Annotated in this window: 19 protein-coding genes and 1 pseudogene; 14 read left to right on the top strand and 6 right to left on the bottom strand. The window is 54.7% G+C overall.

Going from position 1 to position 23424, the window contains the following annotated elements; genetic code table 11:
* Positions 1 to 95 precede the first annotated feature (95 nt).
* From fsa to nagE, 8 genes are all read left to right on the top strand, one after another.
* Complete coding sequence (gene fsa, locus KCG39_RS19210; RefSeq protein ID WP_142468534.1) at positions 96 to 758, top strand: fructose-6-phosphate aldolase; 663 nt, start codon at positions 96 to 98, stop codon at positions 756 to 758.
* Between the two features lie 56 nt (positions 759 to 814).
* Complete coding sequence (gene gldA, locus KCG39_RS19205) at positions 815 to 1918, top strand: bifunctional L-1,2-propanediol dehydrogenase/glycerol dehydrogenase (protein ID WP_142468535.1); 1104 nt, start codon at positions 815 to 817, stop codon at positions 1916 to 1918.
* 134 nt (positions 1919 to 2052) lie between these two features.
* Entirely contained in the window at positions 2053 to 2802 is a 750-nt protein-coding gene (locus KCG39_RS19200) for a DeoR/GlpR family DNA-binding transcription regulator (RefSeq protein WP_004127304.1), read from the top strand.
* A gap of 162 nt (positions 2803 to 2964) precedes the next feature.
* Positions 2965 to 5388, top strand: a complete 2424-nt coding sequence (locus KCG39_RS19195) for a glycyl radical protein (protein WP_142468536.1) — start codon at positions 2965 to 2967, stop codon at positions 5386 to 5388.
* Between the two features lie 98 nt (positions 5389 to 5486).
* Positions 5487 to 6401 (top strand): glycyl-radical enzyme activating protein, encoded by a 915-nt coding sequence (locus KCG39_RS19190; protein WP_004127298.1) that lies wholly within the window; start codon positions 5487 to 5489, stop codon positions 6399 to 6401.
* 9 nt (positions 6402 to 6410) lie between these two features.
* On the top strand, positions 6411 to 7148 hold the full coding sequence (gene nagB / locus KCG39_RS19185) for a glucosamine-6-phosphate deaminase (RefSeq protein ID WP_211811447.1): 738 nt from the start codon (positions 6411 to 6413) through the stop codon (positions 7146 to 7148).
* Positions 7149 to 7157: 9 nt separating this feature from the next.
* Entirely contained in the window at positions 7158 to 8300 is a 1143-nt protein-coding gene (gene nagA, locus KCG39_RS19180; protein WP_004127287.1) for an N-acetylglucosamine-6-phosphate deacetylase, read from the top strand.
* A 268-nt stretch (positions 8301 to 8568) separates the two neighbouring features.
* Complete coding sequence (gene nagE / locus KCG39_RS19175; RefSeq protein WP_004127285.1) at positions 8569 to 10584, top strand: N-acetylglucosamine-specific PTS transporter subunit IIBC; 2016 nt, start codon at positions 8569 to 8571, stop codon at positions 10582 to 10584.
* Positions 10585 to 10748: 164 nt separating this feature from the next.
* On the opposite strand, the pseudogene KCG39_RS19170 reads toward nagE, so the two are convergent.
* The 3 genes and pseudogenes from KCG39_RS19170 to KCG39_RS19160 all read right to left on the bottom strand — a co-directional run.
* Positions 10749 to 11052: pseudogene (locus KCG39_RS19170) on the bottom strand (EamA family transporter); the annotation flags it as partial.
* Positions 11053 to 11159: 107 nt separating this feature from the next.
* Positions 11160 to 12047: a methylenetetrahydrofolate reductase gene (metF, locus tag KCG39_RS19165; protein ID WP_004127280.1), complete on the bottom strand. Its 888-nt coding sequence runs from the start codon at positions 12045 to 12047 to the stop codon at positions 11160 to 11162.
* Positions 12048 to 12213: 166 nt separating this feature from the next.
* Complete coding sequence (locus tag KCG39_RS19160; RefSeq protein WP_142468537.1) at positions 12214 to 13119, bottom strand: LysR family transcriptional regulator; 906 nt, start codon at positions 13117 to 13119, stop codon at positions 12214 to 12216.
* A gap of 91 nt (positions 13120 to 13210) precedes the next feature.
* Here KCG39_RS19160 and KCG39_RS19155 point away from each other — a divergent pair, with 91 nt between their 5' ends.
* The gene (locus KCG39_RS19155) at positions 13211 to 13582 is read left to right on the top strand and encodes a carboxymuconolactone decarboxylase family protein (protein ID WP_123828602.1); all 372 of its coding nucleotides are present in this window, start codon (positions 13211 to 13213) and stop codon (positions 13580 to 13582) included.
* 39 nt (positions 13583 to 13621) lie between these two features.
* Here the strand turns inward: KCG39_RS19155 and KCG39_RS19150 are convergent, their stop codons facing one another.
* A complete protein-coding gene (locus KCG39_RS19150; RefSeq protein WP_004127269.1) occupies positions 13622 to 16054 on the bottom strand; it encodes a bifunctional aspartate kinase/homoserine dehydrogenase II in 2433 nt (810 codons plus the stop codon).
* 2 nt (positions 16055 to 16056) lie between these two features.
* Positions 16057 to 17217 (bottom strand): cystathionine gamma-synthase, encoded by a 1161-nt coding sequence (gene metB, locus KCG39_RS19145; RefSeq protein WP_004127265.1) that lies wholly within the window; start codon positions 17215 to 17217, stop codon positions 16057 to 16059.
* Between the two features lie 266 nt (positions 17218 to 17483).
* On the opposite strand from metB, the gene metJ reads away from it, so the two are divergent.
* Entirely contained in the window at positions 17484 to 17801 is a 318-nt protein-coding gene (metJ, locus tag KCG39_RS19140) for a met regulon transcriptional regulator MetJ (RefSeq protein WP_004107547.1), read from the top strand.
* A gap of 94 nt (positions 17802 to 17895) precedes the next feature.
* Here metJ and rpmE read toward each other — a convergent pair whose 3' ends face one another.
* The gene (gene rpmE / locus KCG39_RS19135) at positions 17896 to 18111 is read right to left on the bottom strand and encodes a 50S ribosomal protein L31 (RefSeq protein ID WP_004107543.1); all 216 of its coding nucleotides are present in this window, start codon (positions 18109 to 18111) and stop codon (positions 17896 to 17898) included.
* 241 nt (positions 18112 to 18352) lie between these two features.
* Between rpmE and priA the strand changes: the two genes are divergently transcribed.
* From priA to hslV, 4 genes are all read left to right on the top strand, one after another.
* Complete coding sequence (gene priA, locus KCG39_RS19130) at positions 18353 to 20548, top strand: primosomal protein N' (protein WP_142468538.1); 2196 nt, start codon at positions 18353 to 18355, stop codon at positions 20546 to 20548.
* 150 nt (positions 20549 to 20698) lie between these two features.
* Positions 20699 to 21727 carry a DNA-binding transcriptional regulator CytR gene (gene cytR, locus KCG39_RS19125; protein WP_004127258.1) on the top strand — a complete coding sequence of 343 codons (1029 nt, stop codon included), beginning with the start codon at positions 20699 to 20701 and terminating at the stop codon, positions 21725 to 21727.
* A gap of 91 nt (positions 21728 to 21818) precedes the next feature.
* Positions 21819 to 22793, top strand: a complete 975-nt coding sequence (ftsN, locus tag KCG39_RS19120; RefSeq protein ID WP_071830616.1) for a cell division protein FtsN — start codon at positions 21819 to 21821, stop codon at positions 22791 to 22793.
* A gap of 91 nt (positions 22794 to 22884) precedes the next feature.
* On the top strand, positions 22885 to 23415 hold the full coding sequence (gene hslV / locus KCG39_RS19115) for an ATP-dependent protease subunit HslV (RefSeq protein ID WP_004127251.1): 531 nt from the start codon (positions 22885 to 22887) through the stop codon (positions 23413 to 23415).
* Positions 23416 to 23424: the final 9 nt, after the last annotated feature.

The raw sequence follows: 23424 nt of genomic DNA, 5'->3' as shown, positions 1-23424 counted from the left end.
CAGTTTTTGGCAAATTTGTCATCTGGCGACCCTTCGAGTGAAAGCCGTATTCTTACCTCAACGACACTACCGAATTATGTACTGAGGAAAGAATCATGGAACTCTATCTGGACACCGCAAACGTAGCAGAAGTTGAACGCCTGGCGCGTATCTACCCGCTGGCCGGCGTGACCACCAACCCGAGCATTATCGCTGCCGGTAAAACGCCGGTTTGGGATGTTCTGCCGCGCCTGCAAAAAGCCGTCGGCCCGGAAGGTATTTTGTTCGCCCAGACCATGGGCCGCGACGCGCAGGGCATGGTGGAAGAAGCCAAACGCCTGAGCAACGCCGTCCCCGGTATCGTGGTAAAAATCCCGGTCACTGCCGAAGGCCTTGCCGCTATCAAATTGTTGAAAAAAGAAGGCATCCCTACACTTGGCACGGCGGTCTACAGCGCCTCTCAGGGCCTGTTGGCCGCGCTGGCCGGGGCAAAATATGTTGCCCCTTACGTAAACCGCGTCGATGCCCAGGGCGGTGACGGCATCCGCATGGTCCAGGAGCTGCAGTCCCTGCTGGAACTGCATGCGCCGGAAAGCAAAGTGCTGGCCGCCAGCTTCAAAACTCCACGCCAGGCGCTGGATTGCCTGTTAGCCGGTTGCGAAGCTATCACCCTTCCGTTAGATGTAGCGCAACAAATGCTCGGTACCCCTGCGGTAGAGTCAGCCATTGAGAAGTTTGAGCAGGACTGGAATAACGCCTTTGGAACTCTGAACCTGTAACCCGATCGGCGAGCCGCCCAGGGGGGTGGCATCACGGTCATCCAGGAGGAATAGAAATGGATCGCATTATTCAATCACCCGGTAAGTATATTCAGGGCGCAGACGCAATGACTCGCTTTGGCGGCTACCTCAAACCGCTGGCTGAACGCTGGCTCATCGTTGGCGATAAATTCGTACTCGGTTTTGCCGAAGAAAAACTGCGTAAAAGCCTGGCGGATGCTGGGCTGGTCGGTGAAATCGCTCCGTTTGGCGGTGAATGCTCACACAATGAAATCAATCGCTTGCGTGGTATCGCCGATTCTGTCCAATGCACAGCCGTGCTCGGTATCGGCGGCGGCAAGACGCTGGATACCGCAAAAGCATTAGCACATTTTATGAATCTTCCGGTGGTTATTGCGCCGACGATTGCTTCCACCGATGCGCCGTGCAGTGCGCTCTCGGTCATTTATTCCGATGATGGCGAGTTTGATAGCTATCTGATGCTGCCGCGCAACCCGAACATGGTTATTGTTGACTCGCAAATCGTAGCTGGGGCCCCGGCACGCCTGCTGGCAGCCGGTATCGGCGACGCGCTGGCGACCTGGTTTGAAGCGCGTGCCTGCTCCCGCAGCGGCGCGACCACCATGGCTGGCGGTAAATGCACCCAGGCGGCGCTGGCGCAGGCTGAACTGTGCTACAACACGCTGATTGAAGAGGGTGAAAAAGCAATGCTGGCGGCAGAGCAGCACGTTGTGACGCCTGCGCTGGAACGGGTGATTGAAGCTAACACCTACCTGAGCGGCGTCGGGTTTGAAAGCGGCGGCCTGGCGGCTGCGCACGCTATTCACAACGGTCTGACCGCTATTCCGGACGCTCACCACTACTATCATGGTGAAAAAGTGGCTTTCGGTACGCTTACGCAGCTGGTACTGGAAAACGCGCCGGTGGAAGAGATCGAAACCGTAGCGGCGCTGTGCCATAGCGTCGGGCTGCCTATCACCCTGGCGCAGTTGGATATTAAAACCGATATCCCGGGCAAAATGCGTACCGTCGCGGAAGCCGCCTGCGCGGAAGGTGAGACCATCCACAATATGCCCGGCGGCGCGACGCCGGATCAGGTCTATGCGGCGCTTCTGGTCGCCGACCAATACGGTCAACGCTTCCTGCAAGAGTGGGAATAACCTCTGCACACACCTGCTTCGGTGGGTGTGTTCTTTCATGTTCTTTTCATCCCCCATTGTCAGCCTGAATGATGTGTTTTATAGTGCGATTTTCCTCCGGGTGTATCGTAGACATGCAATCATCAGATCGAAGAATGAGTATTTATGCCATTCTGCAACAGGACAAAAAAGTCGTCGTCAATGAACTCGCCGAAAAGTTCGGCGTCACCAAAATGACCATCCGTCGCGACCTGTCTTTCTTTGAAAAACAAGGTATTGTAAAAACAACCTACGGCGGGGCCTATTTGACAAGCGGTGCCAGCGTCGAGCCCAGTTTCCAGCTCAAATCAATACAGATGGTCGATGACAAGCATCTGATTGGCCAGAAAGCCGCCGAACTGGTTGAGGATGGCGATACGATTATTATCGATTGCGGTACCACGCCACTGGCCCTGGCACAGTTTATTTTTGATAAAAAAATCATGGTGATAACGAATTCCGTTCCAGTAGTTAATCTATTGAAAGGGAGAAAAAATATTAAATTAATCGTGGCACCAGGTGAGTACGAGGACGATACCCAAGGGATGATCTCCTTCAGCACCGCTGATTTCTTTCGTAATATCCATGCCGATAAGGTCTTCCTCAGTACTCAGGGTATTAACGAACTGGGAGAACTGACGGTACCCAAAATGACCGATGCCCACGTCAAGCAAGCGCTGATGCGTGCTGGAAGGCAAAAAATACTACTGGCAGACAGAAGCAAGTTTGGCCAAACATTTCTTGCTGGCCATGCTCGTCTGGCTGACCTCGACCTCGTTATCAGCCAGACCGACCTCCCCAACGACACCCTCTCTCTGATTAAAACGCAAAACGTACAGCTATTGCTGGCAGATACTCACTCCTGATCGCACAGACGTCTGACAACAGGCGTCTGTGTTTTTTTGCACCCTTAGAATGTTTCATTTGGATTCATTAAAGTCAAAAGAAACAAAATAGATCATTTTTTTATTGACAAAAGAACACCTCAGGCGTGGAATAGGGATACCCACTCCAGAATTGAGGTCTTTATGAACGGATTACTGAGCTTCAAACCCACCAACAACGATTGTGATTTCAATCGTATCGCCAAAAAACAAGATCAGATGTTCCACCGCGTGGCGACCATTTGCCCGGAACGCGCGGAGATCATCACCGAATCCTTCAAACGTTCTGAGGGTAAATCCATTGTGATTCGCCGGGCGTTAGCGATGGCCGATATTCTGGAAAAGATGACTATCTATATCGAACCGGACATGCTGATCGTCGGTAATCAGGCAAGCGCCAATTTTGCCGCCCCGGTGTTCCCGGAATACTCGTTTAACTGGGTCATTGACGAGCTGGACGAGTTCGATAAACGTTCAGGCGACAGCTTTCAGGTTGCTGAAGAAACCAAAGCACGCTTGCGTGTGCTGCAGGATTATTGGCAGGGGAAAACACACCAGGATGAAGTGTTGACTAACCTACCGCAAATAAACCGCCTGGCAGAAAAACAGGGGGTACTACACCGCGGCGGTATCAGTATGTCTGGCGATGGCCATATCATTCCGAACCATGACTTTGTACTGGAAGTCGGCTACGGTGGGATGCGTGATATCGCAAAACAACATCTGGCGGAAGACCAGGACCTGACTGAAGAACAGACGGATTTCTACCAGGCGGTCATCATCACCATGGATGCGGCGCTGCATTACTGCAAACGCTTCTCTCTGTTGGCAAAAGAAGAGGCGGAAAAAACCGCCGATGCTAAACGCCGTAACGAACTACTGACGATGAGCGAAATGTTCGCTCACCTGATGGAAGGCAAAGCACAAAGCTTCTACGAAGCGGTAGAAACCGTCTACCTGACTCACCTGCTAATGATGATCGAAAGTAACGGCCATTCCTTCTCTTTCGGCCGTTTTGACCAGTACGTCTGGCCGTTCTACGAGGCGGATATCAATTCCGGAAAAATCAGCAAAGAAAAAGCGCTGGAGATCCTGACCCACTTCTTCATCATGACCAACAGTCTGAATAAAGTGCGCCCGTGGGGCCACACGCAGTACAGCGGCGGCTACCCGCTCTACTCCAACCTGATGGTTGGCGGTATGAAGCCGGACGGCACCGACGGTACCAACGACCTCTCTTATTTATCGCTGGAAGCCATGGCATTGACCGGCCTGCCAGAGCCAAACCTGAGCGTACGTTTCTCTAAAGATACCCCGCACTCGCTGATGCAGGATTCAGCAAAACTGATCCGTAAAGGATTCGGCATGCCGTCCATCTTCTGCGACGAAGTGGTTATCCCGGCGATGATGACTCTCGGCCTGACGGAAGAAGTCGCGCGTGAATATGCCTCAATGGGTTGTGTCGAAACCGCGATTCCGGGGCGCTGGGGCCATCGAGCCACCGGGATGACCTACGTAAACTTCGGCAAAATTCTTGAACTGGTGATGAACAACGGCTGCGACCCGGCAACTGGCGTACAGCTGGTCAAAGTCAACGGTAAGGAAGGTCGTGAGATTAATTATGAATCTTATGATGAAGTCTGGGCCGCGTGGAATCAGCTGCTGGAATTCTACTCCGATCTGGCTGTTGATTGTGACCTGGTCTGCGACCGTGCGCTGAAATATCACGATGCCGACGCCTTTGCTTCTGCCACCATCAACTGCTCGCTGGAACGCGGCAAAACCCTGAAAAATGGCGGCGCTGAATATGACTTCGTTAGCTCATCCAATATCGGTCCATCAGTGGTTGGCGACAGTCTGGCAGCGGTGAAAAAGCTGGTCTTTGATGACAAGGTGTTGACACTGAAGCAGCTTCGCGAGGCGATGGACTGCAACTTTGAAGGCATCGAAGGCGCCCGCGTGCGTAAACTGTGCCGTAACGCGCCGAAGTTCGGTAACGATATCGACTACGTTGATCACATCGTCGCCGACGTATTCGAGTCCTACCTGAAGCTGCTGCCGAAATACAAAACCGACCGTTACGGTAAGGGACCGAAGGGCTGTGGGTACACCATGTCCACCTCTAATATCACTTCATATGTACCAAACGGTTTTGACGTTGGCGCAACTCCGGATGGCCGCCTGGCCACTCTACCGCTGAACGAAGGCGCATCACCATGCCTTGGCGCGGACAAAGAAGGCCCGACTGCGGTGATCAACTCCGTCGCGAAACTGCCTAACCAGAAAATCGCCGGTGGCCAGCTGCTGAACATGAAATTTACACCGAGCGCGCTGGAAGGCGACGATAATCTGGAGAAATTCACTCATTTCATGGAAGCCAGTCGCGAGAAAAATATCTTCCATAACCAGTTCAACATCATCGATTCGAATCTTTTACGCGCGGCTAAAGAGCGCCCGGAAGATTATCCGAATCTGATGGTCCGCGTTGCGGGTTACTGCGCTCTGTTCTCGACGCTGATGCCGGAAGCGCAGGACGCGATTATTGCCCGCACAGAACTGGCCTGGTAGATATCCCGACATACTTCGAGTTGCAGTTACGTTGTTAAGGACGCTTATAGCGTCCTTATCCTGCCACCCGAATTATTTAGGGTATATATGGAGGTAATATGAGAACTGGCCTGATTTCACGCATTCAGCGTTACTCGACCAAAGACGGTCCAGGAATACGTAGTACCGTATTTATGCAGCAATGTAATTTACGCTGCCAGTGGTGTGCGAATCCGGAGACTATCAGACCAGGTTTCAACGTTTTCTGGTTTAAGGAACGCTGCCGCCAGTGTGGCACCTGCGCTAAGGCCGCAGTCAATAACACCATTACCATGGCGACACCGGGTAACGGCGTGAATATCGATCGAAAAAACTGTACCAACCTGCTGGATATGGTCGATATGTGCCCCTATGACGGTTACGAAAAAGTGGGTAAGGAGATGTCCTCCCACGAGTTGGCCAATCTGCTGCTGCGCGATAAATCATTTTACGACTCCAGCCACGGTGGCGTTACTTTTTCCGGCGGCGAGCCTGCACTGCAGGCTGAGTTCGTCAGGGAGACGGCTCTACTGTTAAAAGAGGCGGATGTGCACGTTTGCCTTGATACTGCCGGGCATATTCGCTGGGAGAAACTGCGCCCGCTGATTGAAGCGGTCGATCTGGTCTCTTACGATTTTAAGGCCTTTGATGCCGAGACGCATCTCGCCTGTACCGGCGTAGATAATCGGTTGATCCTTGAAAATGCCAAAGCGATCGCGGCGATGGGAACCCCCATGCTTGCGCGCATGGTCATTGTCCCCACACGTAATGACGATCCGGAAGATATCCGTCAACGCCTGGATTTTATCCGCAAGCTGGGCGCTGCGGTTCAGCAGGTCGATATTCTGGAATATCACATCTACGGTGTTGGAAAGTATCAAAAACTTGGCATGCCCTATCTTCTGAATAATATTCCTGGCTGCCAGCGAGAAATGACAGAGCAAATAAAACATTACGCCGAAGAAATTGGTCTGAAAGCAACCATAGGCGGCTAAAGGATAAACATGTTAAATTTTATCATTACTGAAACCTACAAAGAAATGAGTGAGCTGGCGGCTAGTCGGGTAGCGATTGCGCTAGCGAAAAAACCGAATTTGGTGATGGCATTACCTACCGGAGGAACTCCTGTGGGCCTTCTTGCAGAAATGAGTCGAATGGCTAAAAGCGCAGAGGCTAATTTCGCACACGCCAGATCATTTAACATTGATGAATATATCCCGCTAAAGAAGGACGATCCGCAAAGCTATTACTGGTTTTTAGAGCACTATTTTTATCAGCACGCTAATATCCCTTGTGAAAATACCTTTGCACCCAAAGTTCTGGCTGAAGATTTAAACGCAGAATGCGCACGCTATGAGCGTGAAATTCAGGCGCAAGGTGATTTTGATATCACTATCCTTGGCATTGGTCACGATGGGCATATTGGTTTTAACGAACCTCATCCCACTCATAGCCCTGTCTGCCATATTATTGATCTTAATGAAGAAACCATAGAGGCCAACGCTCGATTCTTCTCACGTAAAGAAGATGTGCCGCTACGGGCGATAACGCTCGGTATGGGAACTATTCTAAGAAGTAAAGAAATTGTCCTGATTGCTAACGGTAAATCAAAAGCGGCGGTCATTAAACAGCTTCATGAGTGCACTCGTGTCGACCCATTATTCCCCGCCTCGTTCTTACTGATGCATCCAGACGTAACCATTATTTGCGACCGCGAGGCAGCATCGCTCATCAACGCATAAGGTGGATATATGAAAATCCAGAGTGAACGTGTTTGGCTAGCGGGTGGTTTCTATCCGGCGCAGCTGACCCTGGAAAATGGTGTTATCAGCGATATCACGCTGGGGCTCAGCCCAAATGTTGACCAGGACTATGGCTCACGGCGCATAATACCAGGGTTGATTGACACTCATGCCCACGGCGCCTGGGACTATGATACTAACGAAGACGATCCTGAGGGGCTTCGACGCTGGACGTATCGTCTGCCGGAAGAAGGCGTCACCGCGTTTTGTCCCACGACCGTGACCGATGAAGATACCACTCTGTTTGCTGCGCTGGAAAATATCTCGCGCGTTATGGATGAAGGTTACCAGGGTGCGGAAATTCTCGGCATCCATCTGGAAGGGCCATTTCTTAGCCAGCTTTACCGCGGCGCACAGCCGGAAAAACAGATTCGGCCGGCCAGCGTCAGCGCGTTTCAAGCCTTTGAACGTGCAGCTCATGGACGAATCATCGCCATCAGCCTTGCGCCAGAAGAAGATGCCGAATTGGCGTTAACACGCTATTGCACTCAGCAAGGTATCGTGGTCAATCTGGGTCATTCGGATGCCTCCTTCGAACAGGCTTTGGAAGCGGTCGCTAATGGCGCAAAAAATGTCACCCATGTTTTCAACGGGATGGCGAAATACGTCAACCGTGAACCGGGCCTTTTGGGCGCCGCGCTCCGACTCGACGGTCTTTACGGCGAATTGATCGCCGACGGCATTTTTGTGAGCCTGGTTTCTGCCGCTAATCTCTATCGTATTAAGAATGATGATGACGTCATTATGATTAGCGATTCAATGAAATCAAAAGGTTGCCCTCCTGGCCGCTATATGTTTGGTGGTGAACCAATGATTTTAGGTCCGGATGGTGCAACCCGACGTGAAAATGGTGTACTGGTGGGCAGTACTCTACAGCTGAATCGCGGGCTCTATAATATGGTTGAGGGTGCGACAGTACCCTTTGCCTCAGCATTAAAATCCTGCACCATCAACCCCGCCAGATTGTTAGGGTTAGAGAACCGGAAAGGTAAATTACAGCGCGGATTCGATGCTGACATCGTTATATTAGAAGATGACTATCAGGTTAATACAACATACTGCAAAGGAGTCATCGCCTATTCAGTAAATTAACCTTTTTAATTACCGAGCATAAAACAAATAAGCGGACATTGAAAAATGGCTGCTATTTTCTTACGCCTTTAAATTATTAAAAATATTACCTTGCAAAGTATTTAATAAAATGCGACAGAGATAACATTAACCTTTCTCTTATTCCCTTAAAAATAAAACCACAAAAACAAAGCGGTTATACCACCGCAATACCCATCGCAGGGTCAGCCAGTATAAATGCCCTCACGGTCACGCTGGCTTCAGGATTTTATTTTCTAAGAGAACGATAATGAATATATTGGGTTATCTCCAGAAGGTGGGGCGTGCGCTAATGGTGCCAGTCGCCACATTGCCCGCAGCAGCAATTTTAATGGGTATCGGATATTGGATTGATCCCAATGGTTGGGGAAGTTCTAATGCTCTTGCAGCGTTATGTATTCAGTCCGGTGCCGCCATTATCGATAATATGGGCGTACTTTTTGCCGTAGGAGTCGCATACGGCATGTCAAAAGATAAAGACGGCGCGGCCGCGCTGGCAGGATTTGTGGGTTTCCTGGTATTAACCACACTTTGCTCGCCAGCCGCCGTTGCAATGATCCAAAAAATACCGGCAGATCAGGTACCTGCCGCCTTTAGCAAAATTAAAAACCAGTTTATCGGTATCATGGTGGGAATTATCGCCGCCGAGCTTTACAATCGTTTCAGCAGCGTCGAGTTACCAAAAGCGCTCTCCTTTTTCAGCGGCCGCCGTCTGGTACCGATCATCACCTCTTTCGCCATGATTATCGTTGCCTTCATCCTGATGTTTATCTGGCCAGTGGTGTTCAGCGGCCTGGTGAGCTTTGGCGAACATATCCAGAAGCTAGGTTCACTGGGAGCTGGAGTCTACGCCTTCTTCAACCGCCTTTTGATACCCGTTGGTCTGCATCACGCTCTCAACTCGGTGTTCTGGTTTGATGTAGCCGGTATTAACGATATCCCCAATTTCCTCGGCGGCGCACAGTCGCTTGCTTCAGGCAAAGCGGTACTCGGCATTACCGGCCGCTACCAGGCTGGTTTCTTCCCGATCATGATGTTTGGCCTGCCGGGAGCTGCACTGGCGATTTATCAATGCGCACGCCCGGAAAACAGAGCCAAAGTCATGGGTATTATGATGGCCGGCGCCTTTGCCGCCTTCTTTACCGGGATCACCGAGCCACTGGAATTCTCCTTTATGTTTGTAGCGCCCGTGCTGTACGTCATTCACGCGGCCCTGACTGGCCTCTCGGTCTTCATTGCTGCCAGCATGCACTGGATTGCCGGTTTTGGCTTCAGCGCCGGTTTGGTTGACATGGTGCTGGCCTCGCGTAACCCGCTGGCGACGCAGTGGTACTTGCTGATCCCAATGGGGGTGGTGTTCTTCGCTATCTACTATCTGGTCTTCCGTTTCACCATCACTAAATTTAATCTGATGACCCCAGGTCGTGAACTCGCCGTTGCCGGAAGCGCTGCTGATGGTGAAGATATAAATGTTAGCGACAATAAAGAGCAAAGTGTAACCGCGCTGGCCCGCCAGTACATTGCGACGATTGGCGGCTCCGATAATCTGACCTCTATTGATGCCTGCATTACCCGCCTGCGCCTGGGAGTTAAAGACGCTACACTGGTCAACGAAGCGCTGGCAAGACGCCTGGGAGCCAGTGGCGTGATCCGCCTGAACAATACAAATGTGCAGATTATCGTCGGATTTATTGCAGAGAAAATTGCCAATGAGATGAAAACCGCTGGTCATGTTGATGCTGCTGAAGCTCTACCAGTTGCCACCACGCCTGTTGTTAACAAACCCCGCACTACGGCTGGCGCCATTGTTATCGCCGAACTACTCTCTCCGGTAAGCGGTGAGGTGGTGGAACTGCAACAAGTGCCGGACGAAGCTTTTGCCAGCAAAGCTGTCGGTGACGGCATCGCCATCAAGCCCACCAGCAATATCGTCCTCTCTCCCGCCGCGGGGACAATCGTCAAAATCTTCAATACCAATCACGCGTTTTGCCTCGAAACGGAAAAAGGGGCTGAGATCGTAGTCCACATGGGGCTGGATACCGTCGCGCTTGACGGCCAGGGATTTAAGCGGTTGATTGAAGAAGGTAGCGAAGTGGCTGCGGGGCAGCCAGTGCTTGAGATGGACCTTGATTTTCTCAACGCAAACGTGCGATCGATGATAAGTCCAGTGGTGTGTAGCAACGTTGAGGACTTTGGCTGCCTGGAAATTAAGGCTAAAGGCCAGGTTATCGCCGGACAAACCCTGCTTTATGAGATTAAGGGATAAGAGAAAGCATTGAAGGAAAACGGCCGTCGCGCTGGCGGCCGAAGAGGGCTGGCAACGTATGCCACTGGACGAGAATCTCAATGGGGTGCAGACCGCCTCATGCGCTCTGCACCCGCGCCACACGTTTTTTCATGCTGATAGCAGTCAGCGCCTCACAATGACCAAAATACCAATGCCCAGAAAACCCAGGCTGATACTGCGGAACCAGCCACGCCACCGCACTCATCACCAACGCGCCGTACACCATTTCCCAGGTCGTCAGAGCGAGTAAATCAACGCCTGGATAGCGAGCATACCTTCGCTTCACAACGATGGCGCTGGCTCCCCAGTTGATGCCGGAAAGAATCGCCAGCAGAGCGCTTTCATCAAGGAGAAGTCGAGCTGCCATGGCTGCAGCACCAGCAATAAACCGAATGCCGTCAGTCCAATAGCGGCATACTGTATTCGCCGCATGCGTTCGCCTAAAATACTCGCTTTGCCGACGTGGTGATAAACCAAAAGAAGCGGCGCCGAATGAATTTTTTCGTCGCCGCGTAAAAAAGGGAAGGATAAGATAGAGGAAAACGGAATGGGAGTTAAGCCGGTCGCACGCCCAGAGTGTGGCAAATTGCGTAACTCATTTCCGCGCGGTTAAGCGTGTAAAAGTGGAAATCTTTCACCCCTTCACGGCTTAAAATCTTCACCATATCCATCGCAATGTTCGCCCCCACCAGCTGACGAGTTTCGGCGTCATTATCCAGGCCCTCAAACATTTTCGCCATCCACGTCGGGATACGCACGTTGGTCATATCGGCAAACTTTTTCGCCTGCTTAAAGTTAGAGACCGGCAGAATACCCGGAATGATTTCGACATCGATACCGGCCGAGACGCAACGATCGCGAAAACGCAGGTAACTTTCAACGTCGAAGAAGAACTGGGTAATCGCGCGATTTGCCCCGGCATCAACTTTACGCTTCAGGTTAAGCAGGTCAGCCTGCGCGCTTTTAGCTTCAGGATGGACTTCCGGATAAGCCGCGACGGAAATATCAAAGTCTCCGACCTCTTTCAGCAGCGTGACCAGGTCTGCCGCATACATATCCGGCTTACCGCTGCCCGGCGGCAGGTCGCCACGCAGCGCAACGATATGGCGAATCCCGCTATTCCAGTAATCCTGGGCAATGGCGCGCAGCTCATCACGGCTGGCGTCAATACAGGTCAGATGCGGCGCGGCTTCAAGACCGGTACGCTCTTTTATACCTTTGATGATGCTATGGGTGCGGTCACGTTCACCGGAGTTAGCACCGTAAGTCACGGAGACAAACTTCGGCTTCAGGCTACTCAGGCGATCGATGGATTTCCAGAGGGTTTGCTCCATTTCACTGGTGCGCGGCGGAAAGAATTCAAAAGAAACATTAATCTGGCCCTGCACTTCCGCCAGGCTCTGATTCAGGGCTTCCCGCTGATTGGCGTGAAAAAAGCTCATACCTTACCTCATCAATCGCATTTTATTGTTTGTTGTGTTGCGAACTTCTATACGTTTAGACGTCCAGATGTAAAAATGACGGAAAAGAGCACCGGCGTCAATAGAAAAATCAGCGTAAACAGTGAGGAATATTCAGACAAGATGAAATTAATTCATGGCGCATTCGCTAAGGTAATGATTTTTCAAGAACTGCTATCACCCTTTCCCGTACCCCCTCATTTGCGGGCATCGTGACCACACCCAGCCTAAGAGGAAGCTGCTGGCTGGCGTCCCGAAGAGGACAAAAGACCACCCCTTGCCGCTGAATCGCGGAAAAAGAGGCCGGCAGGAGGATCATGCCTTCTCCGCGCGCAATGCGCGCCAGCAGAACATCATGCTCGGCGGGCTCCTCCACGTAAGCGGGCGAATAGCCTGCCCGATCAAAAATACGCCGCGTATAGTCAAAAAAATCGGGATTACGCTCGCGTGGAAACCAGAACAGCGGCCGGTGATTGAGCGCGCTTAACGTCAGGTCCGCCGTGACGGCCTCCGGCCAGGATGCGGGTAACGCTACGATGAGCGGCTCCTGGTAAGACAAAGGATGCAGGTGAAGCCCCTCGGTATTCAGCGGCAGCGCCACCAGCGCCGCATCCAGCTTGCCCTTTCGCACCAGCCGGGCCAACGCCGGTGATGACTGACGAGTGATATGTAAAGCGCCGGTCTGTTCCCCCAGAGCGGATTCCGCGGCGGCGAAAACGCCCTGTTCAAAGGCCGTCGTCAGCCCGATCCGCAGAAGCTGCTGAGCAGGCGCCGAGAGCTGGCTCAGCGCCGACAGGGTGCGCTCCTGAAGACACAACAGCGGCCGAACGATGTCCAGCACCCGTTTTCCCTCATCGGTCAGAATCAAGCCTTTGGTGTGGCGCAAAAATAGCGCCACCCCCAGTTGAGATTCCAGATGACGAATATGACGGCTCAGCGGCGGCTGCGAAATAAAGAGCCGCTGAGCCGCTCGGCTGATGTTACTTTCCTCCGCAACCACTGCGAAATAGCGCAGCAGGCGGACATCCAGATTCTGTAAGCGTGAATTTGTCATACTGAAAAGGTATCACGAAAAGGGTATTACTCAAGTCCGGTAAACCTCCCTAACCTTCCTCGTAACGCATAATCACACTGAGGAATAGGCTATGAGCAGCGAACGTTATACCACCGGACAAGAAATGCTACAGCGCGTGGACGGCAAAGGCGGCGATGCCGTCGTCAACAGCCTGAAGGATATCGCCCCCGATTTTGCCCGCTATCTGATTGAGTTCCCCTTCGGCGATATTTACGCCAGACCAGGGCTCGATTTGCGCAGCCGTGAAGTTGCCACCATCGCCGCGCTCACGTCCCTCGGCAATGCCGCACCGCAGCTAAAAGTGCATATCGCCGCCGGGTTAAATGTCGGCCTGACACAGGAAGAGATTACCGAAGTTATCATGCAGATGGCGGTCTATGCCGGATTCCCGGCGGCCCTGAATGGCCTGTTTGCCGCCAAAGAAGTTTTCGCTGCGCACTAAGGCGAAAAGACCAGGCGTTGCCTGGTCTTTTATTTATGACTACAGCAGCTGCGCCAGGCGGTTGATATCCGACTGAATCGCCCCGGCGGTCACATCACGACCGGCGCCCGGACCACGGATGACCAGCGGGTTATCGCGATACCAGCGGCTCTCAATGGCGAAGACGTTGTCGCACGGCAGTAGCGCCGCCAGCGGATGCTCTTCGCGCACCGCTTCAACGCCGACGCGGGCTTTACCATTGGCATCAAAACGCGCCACGTAGCGCAATACCAGACCCATTTCACGCGCCGCCTCCAGGCGCTGCAGCATCTGTTCGTTCAGCTCTTCACCGTTCTCGAAGAAGTGATCAACAGAACCCTCTTCGCAATGAGCGGGCACCAGCGACTCTACGCGCACCTGATCCGGCTCGATATCGTAACCCGCCTCACGGGCCAGGATCACCAGCTTACGCATCACGTCTTTCCCGGAGAGATCGACACGCGGGTCCGGCTCCGTCAGCCCCTGCTGCCATGCCTGATCGACGAGGTCAGTAAACGGCACGGTACCGTCAAACTGCAGGAACAGCCAGGAGAGGGTGCCGGAGAAAATACCGCTTAGCGCGAGAATGGTATCGCCGCTATCAATCAAGTCACGTACCGTGTGGTTGACCGGTAAACCGGCTCCGACGGTAGCGTTGTACAGCCAATGTCGCCCGGTTTTCTCGAACGCATCGTGGATCTGGCGATATTTGCTGCTGCTGCTGGCACCAGCCAGCTTATTCGCGCTAATAACGTGGAAGCCATGGCTGGCGAAATCAAGATACTGATCGGCCAACTGCTCGCTGGCGGTCACATCAAGCACAACTAAATCATCATACGGATGCGCACGCATCCACAGGAACAACGACTCTTCATCCTGTTCAATCGCTTCATCATTAAAGAAAGCCAGCGCACGACTGGCGTCGAGGCCTTCATAATTGAGCAGGCTGCGGCGGCTATCCACGACGCCGGCAAGAATAAATTCAAAACCGGTACGGGCGGAAAGTGTCGTTTGCTCACGGGCGAACAACTCCAGCCAGCGTGAACCGATATTGCCTTTACCAAACAGTACCAGCCCAATACGCTTTTCCGCGCGGAACAACGACTGATGCAGGCCCTGAATAAGGCTTTCCGTCGGCCCGGCGCGCAGTACCGCGACCAGGCTGATGCCCTCTTCTGATTGCCAGGTAAACTCTACCGGCTGGCCTTTCAGCTGCTGCCAGAAACGGTGGCAGTGCAGCGGATTACGGGTCACGCCGGCGCCGACCATCGCCACCAGCGCCAGCTTCTGACGCAGACGCAGCTCGCCCGGCAGCCCCGCTTCGTCCAGCAGCTTCAGCGCGCTGTCGGCCACTTCAGAGGTGTAGCAGAACTGCAGCAGCTTACGGTCGGCATGTACGCCAACCGCCAGCGGCCGCAGCTGGGCGCGTTTTAAAATAGCGTCCAGCTCTTTATGCGCCAGTTTGAAATCCTGACCACCAGGCACCTGAAACTCAATCAGGCAGACATCATCGTGGCTGGTGACGATACGCGCCCCGGTGCCGGAAGCCAGCACGCGTTCGATGCGCGTAGAGCCCTGATCCGGGGTGTAGCTACAGCGTAATTGTAAATCGATATCGCTGCCGGAGACCGGCTGCAGCGTACGGGCATGTAGCACCGGCGCCGCCAGGCGGGCCAGCTCGCTGGCTTCATCAAGGCGCAGCAGCGGTAGCAGGCATGCATCTTTCACTTTCCGCGGATCCGCGCTGTAGACCCCGGCCACGTCGCTCCAGATAGTGACGCGAGACGCCCCGGCCAGCGCGCCGATTTGGGTGGCGGAATAATCGGAACCATTACGCCCCAGCAGAACGGTTTCTCCGGCGTTGTTACGCGAGATAAAGCCGGTCACCACCAGACGTTTGTTCGGGTGCTGAGCCATCAGCTGCTGCAAAAGCGGATAGGAGAGGCCTTCATCCACCTGCGGCTGCGGGGAGCGCTCGGCGCGTAAGAAGCTACGCGCATCCAGCCAGGCGGCCTCTACGCCCAGATGGTTCAGCACCGCCGCCATAAGGCGGGCCGACCAGACTTCGCCATGACCAACGACTTCGGCATATACCGCGTCAGTAACGCCGCCATCCAGCAGCCCGGCAAGACGCTCAAGATCCTGAATAAACGTGGCGATCAGCGTGTCGGCAGCGTCTGGCGACAGCAATCCGGAAATGAGATCCATCTGATAACGACGGAGCGATTGTTGCACCTGATGCGCAGAGAGGCGATCGGTCTGGCTGAGCTTCAGCCAGCTGATCAACTGGTTGGTGGTACTGCCGGCGGCAGAGACGACCATCATATCGCCCGCCTGCGAATACTCCGTCATGATACCCGCGACGCGCAGGTAACATTTCGCATCCGCTAAACTACTCCCACCAAATTTGTGCAGCTGACGACCCTTCGCCCCTGCCTGCGCAATCACACTCATGTTTATTCCTCGTTTGCTGCCCGGAAGCCATTTTCCAGGTCGGCAATTAAATCTTCACCATCTTCAATACCGGTCGAAATCCGCAGAAGCGTTTCTGAGATCCCGGCGGCCGCACGCGCTTCAGGCGCCATGCCCGCATGGGTCATCGTCGCTGCGTGGGAAATCAGACTTTCCACGCCGCCCAGCGATTCCGCCAGCGTAAACAGCGATAGCCCGCTCAGGAAACGACGCAGCGTCTGCTCATCGCCATCCAGTTCGAAGCTTAACATCGCCCCAAAACCTTTTTGCTGACGCGCCGCAATCTCATGCCCCTGGTTTTCCGGCAGGGACGGATGGTACAGTTTTTTCACCAGCGGCTGGGTTTTCAGATAGTCGACAATCGCCAGCGCGTTGCGCTGCGCCACTTCCATACGCGGAGAAAGCGTACGTAAGCCGCGCAGCAGCAGATAGCTATCAAACGCTCCGCCGGTGACGCCGATATTATTCGCCCACCATGCCAGTTCGGTGACGGTCGCCGGATCTTTGGCGATAACCACCCCGGCCACCACGTCAGAGTGGCCGTTCAGATATTTGGTGCATGAATGCAACACCAGATCGGCGCCCAGCGCCAGCGGATTCTGCAAAGCCGGGCTCAGGAAGGTGTTATCCACCACGCTGACCGCTCCGGCCTCACGCGCCAGACCGCAGATTTTCGCAATATCCACAACTCTCAGCAATGGATTACTTGGGCTTTCGACCAGAACCAGCTTCGGTTTTTCCGCCAGCGCGGCGCTCAGCGCCTGCTCGTCGTTCTGATCGACAAACAGCACGCGATAGCAGCCGCGCTTCGCCAGGCTATCAAACAGGCGGTAGCTGCCGCCGTAGCAGTCGTGCGGTGCCACCAGCAGATCACCCGGTTTCAGGAATACGGTGGTGACCAGCAAAATAGCCGACATGCCGGTATTGGTCAGAACCGCCCCCGCGCCGCCCTCCAGCTCCGCCAGCGCACGCTGCACCACATCACGGGTCGGGTTACCGCGACGAGAGTAGTCGTGGGCGCGAGGTTCGTTAAATCCGGTGAAGTTATAGGTGCTGGAGAGATGAATGGGCGGGACAACGCAACCGTACTGCTCGTCGTCATTTAAACCGCTACGCACTGCGATGGTGGCCTGTTTACGCGTCATGTTGGGGAGTTCCTGGGCTGAGTCGGTGAAAAGTCAGGCACCAGAGTAATCATTGTTATAATAGACGTCAATACATCTGGACATCTAAACTTCTTTGCGTATAGATTGAGCAAACTGGAAATAGCCGTTAAAATTATATGCATTAGCGCACATCCGTAGCGGCTTGTTTGGTGTCAGATGCGCCCCTCTACGGTAAACTACGCGCAATTATGGCCAGAACTCGCGTTCAGGCCCTTAACTAATGAATAGAGGATTAAAGGTAACTCATGGCTGAATGGAGCGGCGAATATATCAGCCCATACGCTGAGCACGGTAAGAAGAGTGAGCAAGTAAAAAAAATTACGGTTTCCATTCCTCTGAAGGTGTTAAAAATCCTCACCGATGAACGCACGCGTCGTCAGGTGAATAACCTGCGTCACGCGACCAACAGCGAACTGCTGTGCGAAGCGTTCCTGCATGCCTTTACCGGTCAACCGTTGCCTAACGATGAAGACCTGCGTAAAGAGCGCAGCGATGAAATCCCGGAAGCGGCGAAAGAGATTATGCGCGAGCTGGGAATCGACCCGGATACGTGGGAATACTAAAACCATAAAAAAAAGCAGAAGGAATCTTCTGCTTTTTTTGCGCGGTTGCGCGCGAGAGACAAAAAAGCCGCCCTGAGGCGGCTTCTTCAGCAAATTACTTGCTGGTACCCGGTACGCTGAAGCGCTTGTTGAAGCGGTCAACACGGCCACCGGTAGCAACATCACGCTGTTTGCCGGTGTAGAACGGGTGGCATTTACCGCACACGTCGAGGTTCAGGTCGTGACCTACGGTAGAACGGATTTTCATGACGTTACCGCAAGAGCAGGAAGCAGTAACTTCTTCGTATTTCGGATGAATATCTTTTTTCATGGGAGAACCTCAGTTAAGGCCGCGTCGCTCTTCCAGCCCTAACGCCAGACACCACGCGATGTTAATAATTTCCCGGTGCGATTGCGCAAAGCGAAATTGCCGGGTAATAGATTTTGATACCGCATAAAGCGCATCAAAGGCGGCGAATCATACAGAATTTGACCAGCATATGCAAACTGATCCGCGAGCCCTTATCACAATGTGTATACTAACCCGCCAGATTTCAAGTCAGGAAGATTAAATGCCCGTCGCTCACGTTGCCCTGCCCGTTCCGCTGCCCCGCACTTTTGACTATTTGCTGCCTGACGGCATGCCGGTCAAAGCGGGCTGTCGCGTGCGCGTCCCGTTCGGCAAACAGGAGCGGATAGGTATCGTAACGGCGGTCAGTGAGCGCAGCGAACTGCCGCTCAACGAACTCAAGCCGGTGGCTGAAGTCCTCGACGCCGGGCCGGTCTTCTCCGCTTCGGTCTGGCGGCTGCTGCTGTGGGCGGCGGACTACTACCATCATCCCATCGGCGATGTGCTGTTTCACGCGCTACCGATCGTGCTGCGCCAGGGAAAGCCCGCCAGCGCGACGCCAATGTGGTACTGGTTTGCCACCGAACAGGGGCAAGCGGTTGATATCAACAGCCTTAAGCGCTCACCGAAACAACAGCAGGCGCTGGCGGCGCTGCGTCAGGGGAAGATCTGGCGCCATCAGGTTGCCGAACTGGAATTTAACGACGCCGCCCTGCAGGCGCTGAGGGGTAAAGGCCTGGCGGAGCTGGCCAGCGAAGCGCCGGCTATCGCCGACTGGCGCGCAGGCTTCTCGGTACCCGGCGAACGCCTGCGTCTTAATACCGAACAGGCCACCGCCGTGGGCGCGATCCACAGCGCCTCGGACAGCTTTTCCGCCTGGCTGCTGGCCGGGATCACCGGCTCGGGCAAAACGGAAGTGTATCTGAGCGTCCTTGAAAACGTGCTGGCGCAGGGTCGCCAGGCGCTGGTGATGGTGCCAGAAATCGGCCTGACGCCGCAGACTATCGCCCGTTTCCGCCACCGTTTTAACGCCCCGGTGGAAGTGCTGCACTCCGGGCTGAACGACAGCGAACGCCTCTCCGCGTGGCTAAAAGCTAAAAACGGCGAAGCAGCGATTGTGATCGGTACTCGCTCGTCGCTATTCACTCCTTTTAAAGACCTCGGGGTGATCGTCATCGATGAAGAGCACGACAGCTCTTACAAACAGCAGGAGGGCTGGCGCTATCACGCCCGCGATCTGGCGGTCTGGCGCGCCCACAGCGAGCAAATCCCGATTATTCTCGGCTCGGCGACTCCGGCGCTGGAGACGCTTTATAACGTTCGCCAGGGCAAGTATCGCCAGCTGAAGCTCACCAAACGAGCGGGCAATGCGCGCCCGGCTCAGCAGCACGTTCTGGATTTAAAGGGCCAGCAGCTGCAGGCCGGACTGTCTCCGGCGCTGATAGGCCGCATGCGCCAGCATCTGCAGGCCGATAACCAGGTGATTCTGTTTTTGAACCGCCGTGGCTTCGCGCCGGCGCTGCTGTGTCACGACTGCGGCTGGATAGCGGAGTGTCCGCGCTGCGACAGCTACTACACGCTGCACCAGGCCCAGCATCATCTGCGCTGCCACCACTGCGACAGCCAGCGCCCGATTCCGCGCCAGTGCCCCTCCTGCGGTTCGACGCATCTGGTACCGGTCGGTTTGGGAACTGAACAACTTGAACAGGCCCTGGGGCCGCTGTTTCCCGATATCCCGATTTCCCGTATCGACCGGGATACCACCAGCCGCAAAGGCGCGCTTGAGCAATATCTTGCCGACGTCAACCGCGGCGGCGCGCGCATTCTTATCGGCACCCAAATGCTGGCGAAGGGGCACCACTTCCCGGATGTCACCCTGGTTTCCCTGCTGGACGTTGACGGCGCGCTGTTTTCCGCCGATTTCCGCTCGGCGGAGCGCTTCGCTCAGCTCTACACGCAGGTTTCAGGCCGCGCAGGCCGGGCGGGCAAACAGGGCGAGGTGATCCTGCAGACCCACCACCCGGAGCACCCGCTGCTGCAAACGCTGCTTTATAAAGGATACGACGCGTTTGCCGAGCAGGCGCTGGCGGAACGGCAAAGCATGCAGCTGCCGCCGTGGACCAGCCACGTGCTGATTCGCGCCGAAGATCATAACAACCAGCAGGCGCCGCTTTTTTTACAGCAGCTGCGCAATCTGCTGCAGGCCAGCCCGCTGGCCGATAAGAAACTGTGGGTGCTCGGGCCGGTTCCGGCGCTGGCGCCAAAGCGCGGCGGCCGCTGGCGCTGGCAAATTCTCCTTCAGCATCCGTCGCGCGTTCAGCTGCAGCATATCGTCGGCGGAACGCTGGCGTTGATTAACACGCTACCCGAAGCGCGAAAAGTGAAATGGGTACTGGACGTCGATCCTATTGAAGGTTAAGGCTTCTCTTGCGAGGCGGATCGAAAAATTCAACCGTCATCACGTTTTTCATGAAAATTCTGTAACTCTCTGGATGTACTATCTGTTAAAAATGTTGCTGATGTCAGAACGCCAGGGATGTGTCTGCGCCAGTCAGCGAGGAGAAATCAGGTGAAGCCCAAAAAACAGGTCGTTGCCGCCACTATGAAAGACGTTGCCCAAAAGGCAAACGTTTCCACGGCAACCGTATCCCGAGCGTTAATGAACCCCGATAAGGTTTCGCAGAGCACCCGTAACCGGGTCGAGCAGGCCGCGCTTGAAGTCGGCTATTTACCGCAATCGCTCGGGCGCAATATGAAGCGCAACGAGTCGCGCACCATCCTGGTGATTGTGCCGGATATCTGCGACCCCTTCTTCAGCGAGATCATTCGCGGTATTGAAGTCACCGCCGCGGAGCAAGAGTACCTGGTGTTGATCGGCGATTGCGCCCACCAGAACCGTCAGGAAAAGACCTTTATCGACCTGATCATTACCAAGCAGATCGATGGCATGCTGCTGCTGGGCTCCCGTTTACCCTTCGATGCGGGCGTGGAAGAGCAGCGCAATCTGCCGCCAATGGTGATGGCCAATGAATTCGCTCCCGAGCTGGAGTTGCCGACGGTGCATATCGATAACCTCACCGCCGCGTTTAACGCTGTGAACTATCTGCACGAGCTGGGGCACCGCCGCATCGGCTGTATCGCCGGCCCGGAAGAGATGCCGCTGTGCCATTACCGCCTGCAGGGCTATGTCCAGGCGCTCCGTCGCAGCGGGATAACCGTCGATCCGCACTATATCGCCCGCGGCAACTTTACCTATGAAGCCGGCGCCAGCGCGCTGGAACAGCTGCTGGCGCTGCCGGTACCGCCAACGGCTATTTTCTGCCATAGCGATATTATGGCGCTGGGGGCGCTATCGCTGGCGAAACGTCGCGGCCTGAAAGTTCCTGAAGATCTGTCTATTATTGGTTTTGATAACATCTCTTTGTCTGAATTTTGCGATCCGCCATTGACGACCGTCGCGCAACCACGTTTTGATATTGGCCGCGAAGCGATGCTGCTTTTGCTGGATCAACTGCACGGTCATAACGTCAGCAGCGGATCACGATTACTTGACTGCGAGCTTATCGTTCGCGGCAGTACGCGCAAAATCCGAACATAACCACCAGGCTTTCGGGCCTGCTCTTCTGGTCAAAGCCCCGCCGCTTAAGTAACATGGCGGGCTGAAAAACGAATAAGACAGCGAAACGATAGTGGCACAACGAGATTATGTACGCCGCAGCCAACCGGCTTCTTCGCGGCGCAAAAAGAGCAATACGCGAAGCTCAAGGAACAAACAAGGCGGCCTTTCGGCGGTTTCACCGACTATGGTGGCCATCGCTGCGGCAGTGCTGGTGGCCTTTATCGGTGGACTGTACTTCATCACTCACCATAAGAAAGAAGAAGCTGAAGCGCTGCAGAACCGCCAGGCCGCGGGCAACGGCCTGCCGCCGAAGCCGGAAGAGCGTTGGCGCTATATTAAAGAGCTGGAAAGCCGTCAGCCCGGGGTACGCGCGCCTACGGAACCCACCGCGGGCGGAGAAGTCATGAAGCCGGAGCAGTTGACGGATGAGCAGCGCCAGCTACTGGCGCAGATGCAGGCCGATATGCGTCAGCAGCCCACGCAGCTGACCGAAGTGCCGTGGAATGAACAAACTCCGGCACAGCGTCAGCAAACCTTGCAGCGTCAGCGTTTAGCTCAGCAGCAGGTACAGCAACAGCAGCTCGCGCAGGCCCAACAGCAGACGCAGGTACAGCAACCGCGAACCCAGCCGCGGGTTGTCGAGCAGCCGAAGCCGGTACAACAGCAGCCGAGGCAGACGGCGTCGAATCAGCAGCCGTATCAGGACCTGCTGCAAACGCCAGCGCATACCAGTACCGCGCAGCCTAAAGCCCAGGCCGCCGCGCCGGTAACCCGTGTAGAAGAAGCGCCGAAAACCGCCGCGACGGAGAAAAAAGACGATCGCAGCTGGATGATCCAGTGCGGGTCCTTTAAAGGCGCTGAGCAGGCGGAAACCGTGCGCGCGCAGCTGGCGTTTGAAGGCTTCGCCTCGCACATCACCACCAATAACGGCTGGAACCGCGTGGTGATTGGCCCGCTGAAAGGCAAAGAAAACGCCAGCAATATGATTGAACGGCTGAAAATGGCCGGACACGCAAACTGCATTCGTCTCGCCGCCAGGGGTTGAAACCCTCAAAATCCCCCCCATCTATAATTGCATTCTGCCCCGCGTAAACCGCGGGGCCCCTATTCCGCTTTTGCAACCAAGGGGTCTGCTCGTGACTACAATTGTAAGTGTTCGCCGTAACGGCCATGTCGTTATTGCCGGTGATGGCCAGGCCACGCTGGGCAACACCGTAATGAAAGGCAACGTGAAAAAAGTGCGCCGCCTGTATAACGACAAAGTGATTGCCGGCTTTGCGGGCGGCACCGCTGACGCCTTCACGCTGTTCGAACTGTTTGAACGTAAGCTGGAAATGCATCAGGGCCACCTGGTGAAAGCCGCCGTTGAGCTGGCGAAAGACTGGCGTACCGACCGGATGCTGCGCAAGCTCGAAGCGCTGCTGGCGGTGGCTGACGAAAACGCCTCGCTCATCATCACCGGTAACGGTGACGTGGTGCAGCCAGAAAACGATTTGATTGCTATCGGCTCCGGCGGTCCCTACGCCCAGGCCGCGGCTCGCGCCCTGCTGGAAAATACCGATATGGGCGCACGCGATATCGCAGAGAAAGCGTTGAGTATTGCAGGTGATATCTGCATTTATACCAACCACTTCCATACCATCGAAGAATTGACCTCCAAAGCGTAAGGATCTCCC

It is taken from the genome of Klebsiella pasteurii (assembly GCF_018139045.1).
In the GTDB taxonomy this organism is placed as follows: domain Bacteria; phylum Pseudomonadota; class Gammaproteobacteria; order Enterobacterales; family Enterobacteriaceae; genus Klebsiella; species Klebsiella grimontii.
Note: the sequence above shows the minus strand (reverse complement) of the source record. Positions and strands in the feature narration are given on the sequence as shown.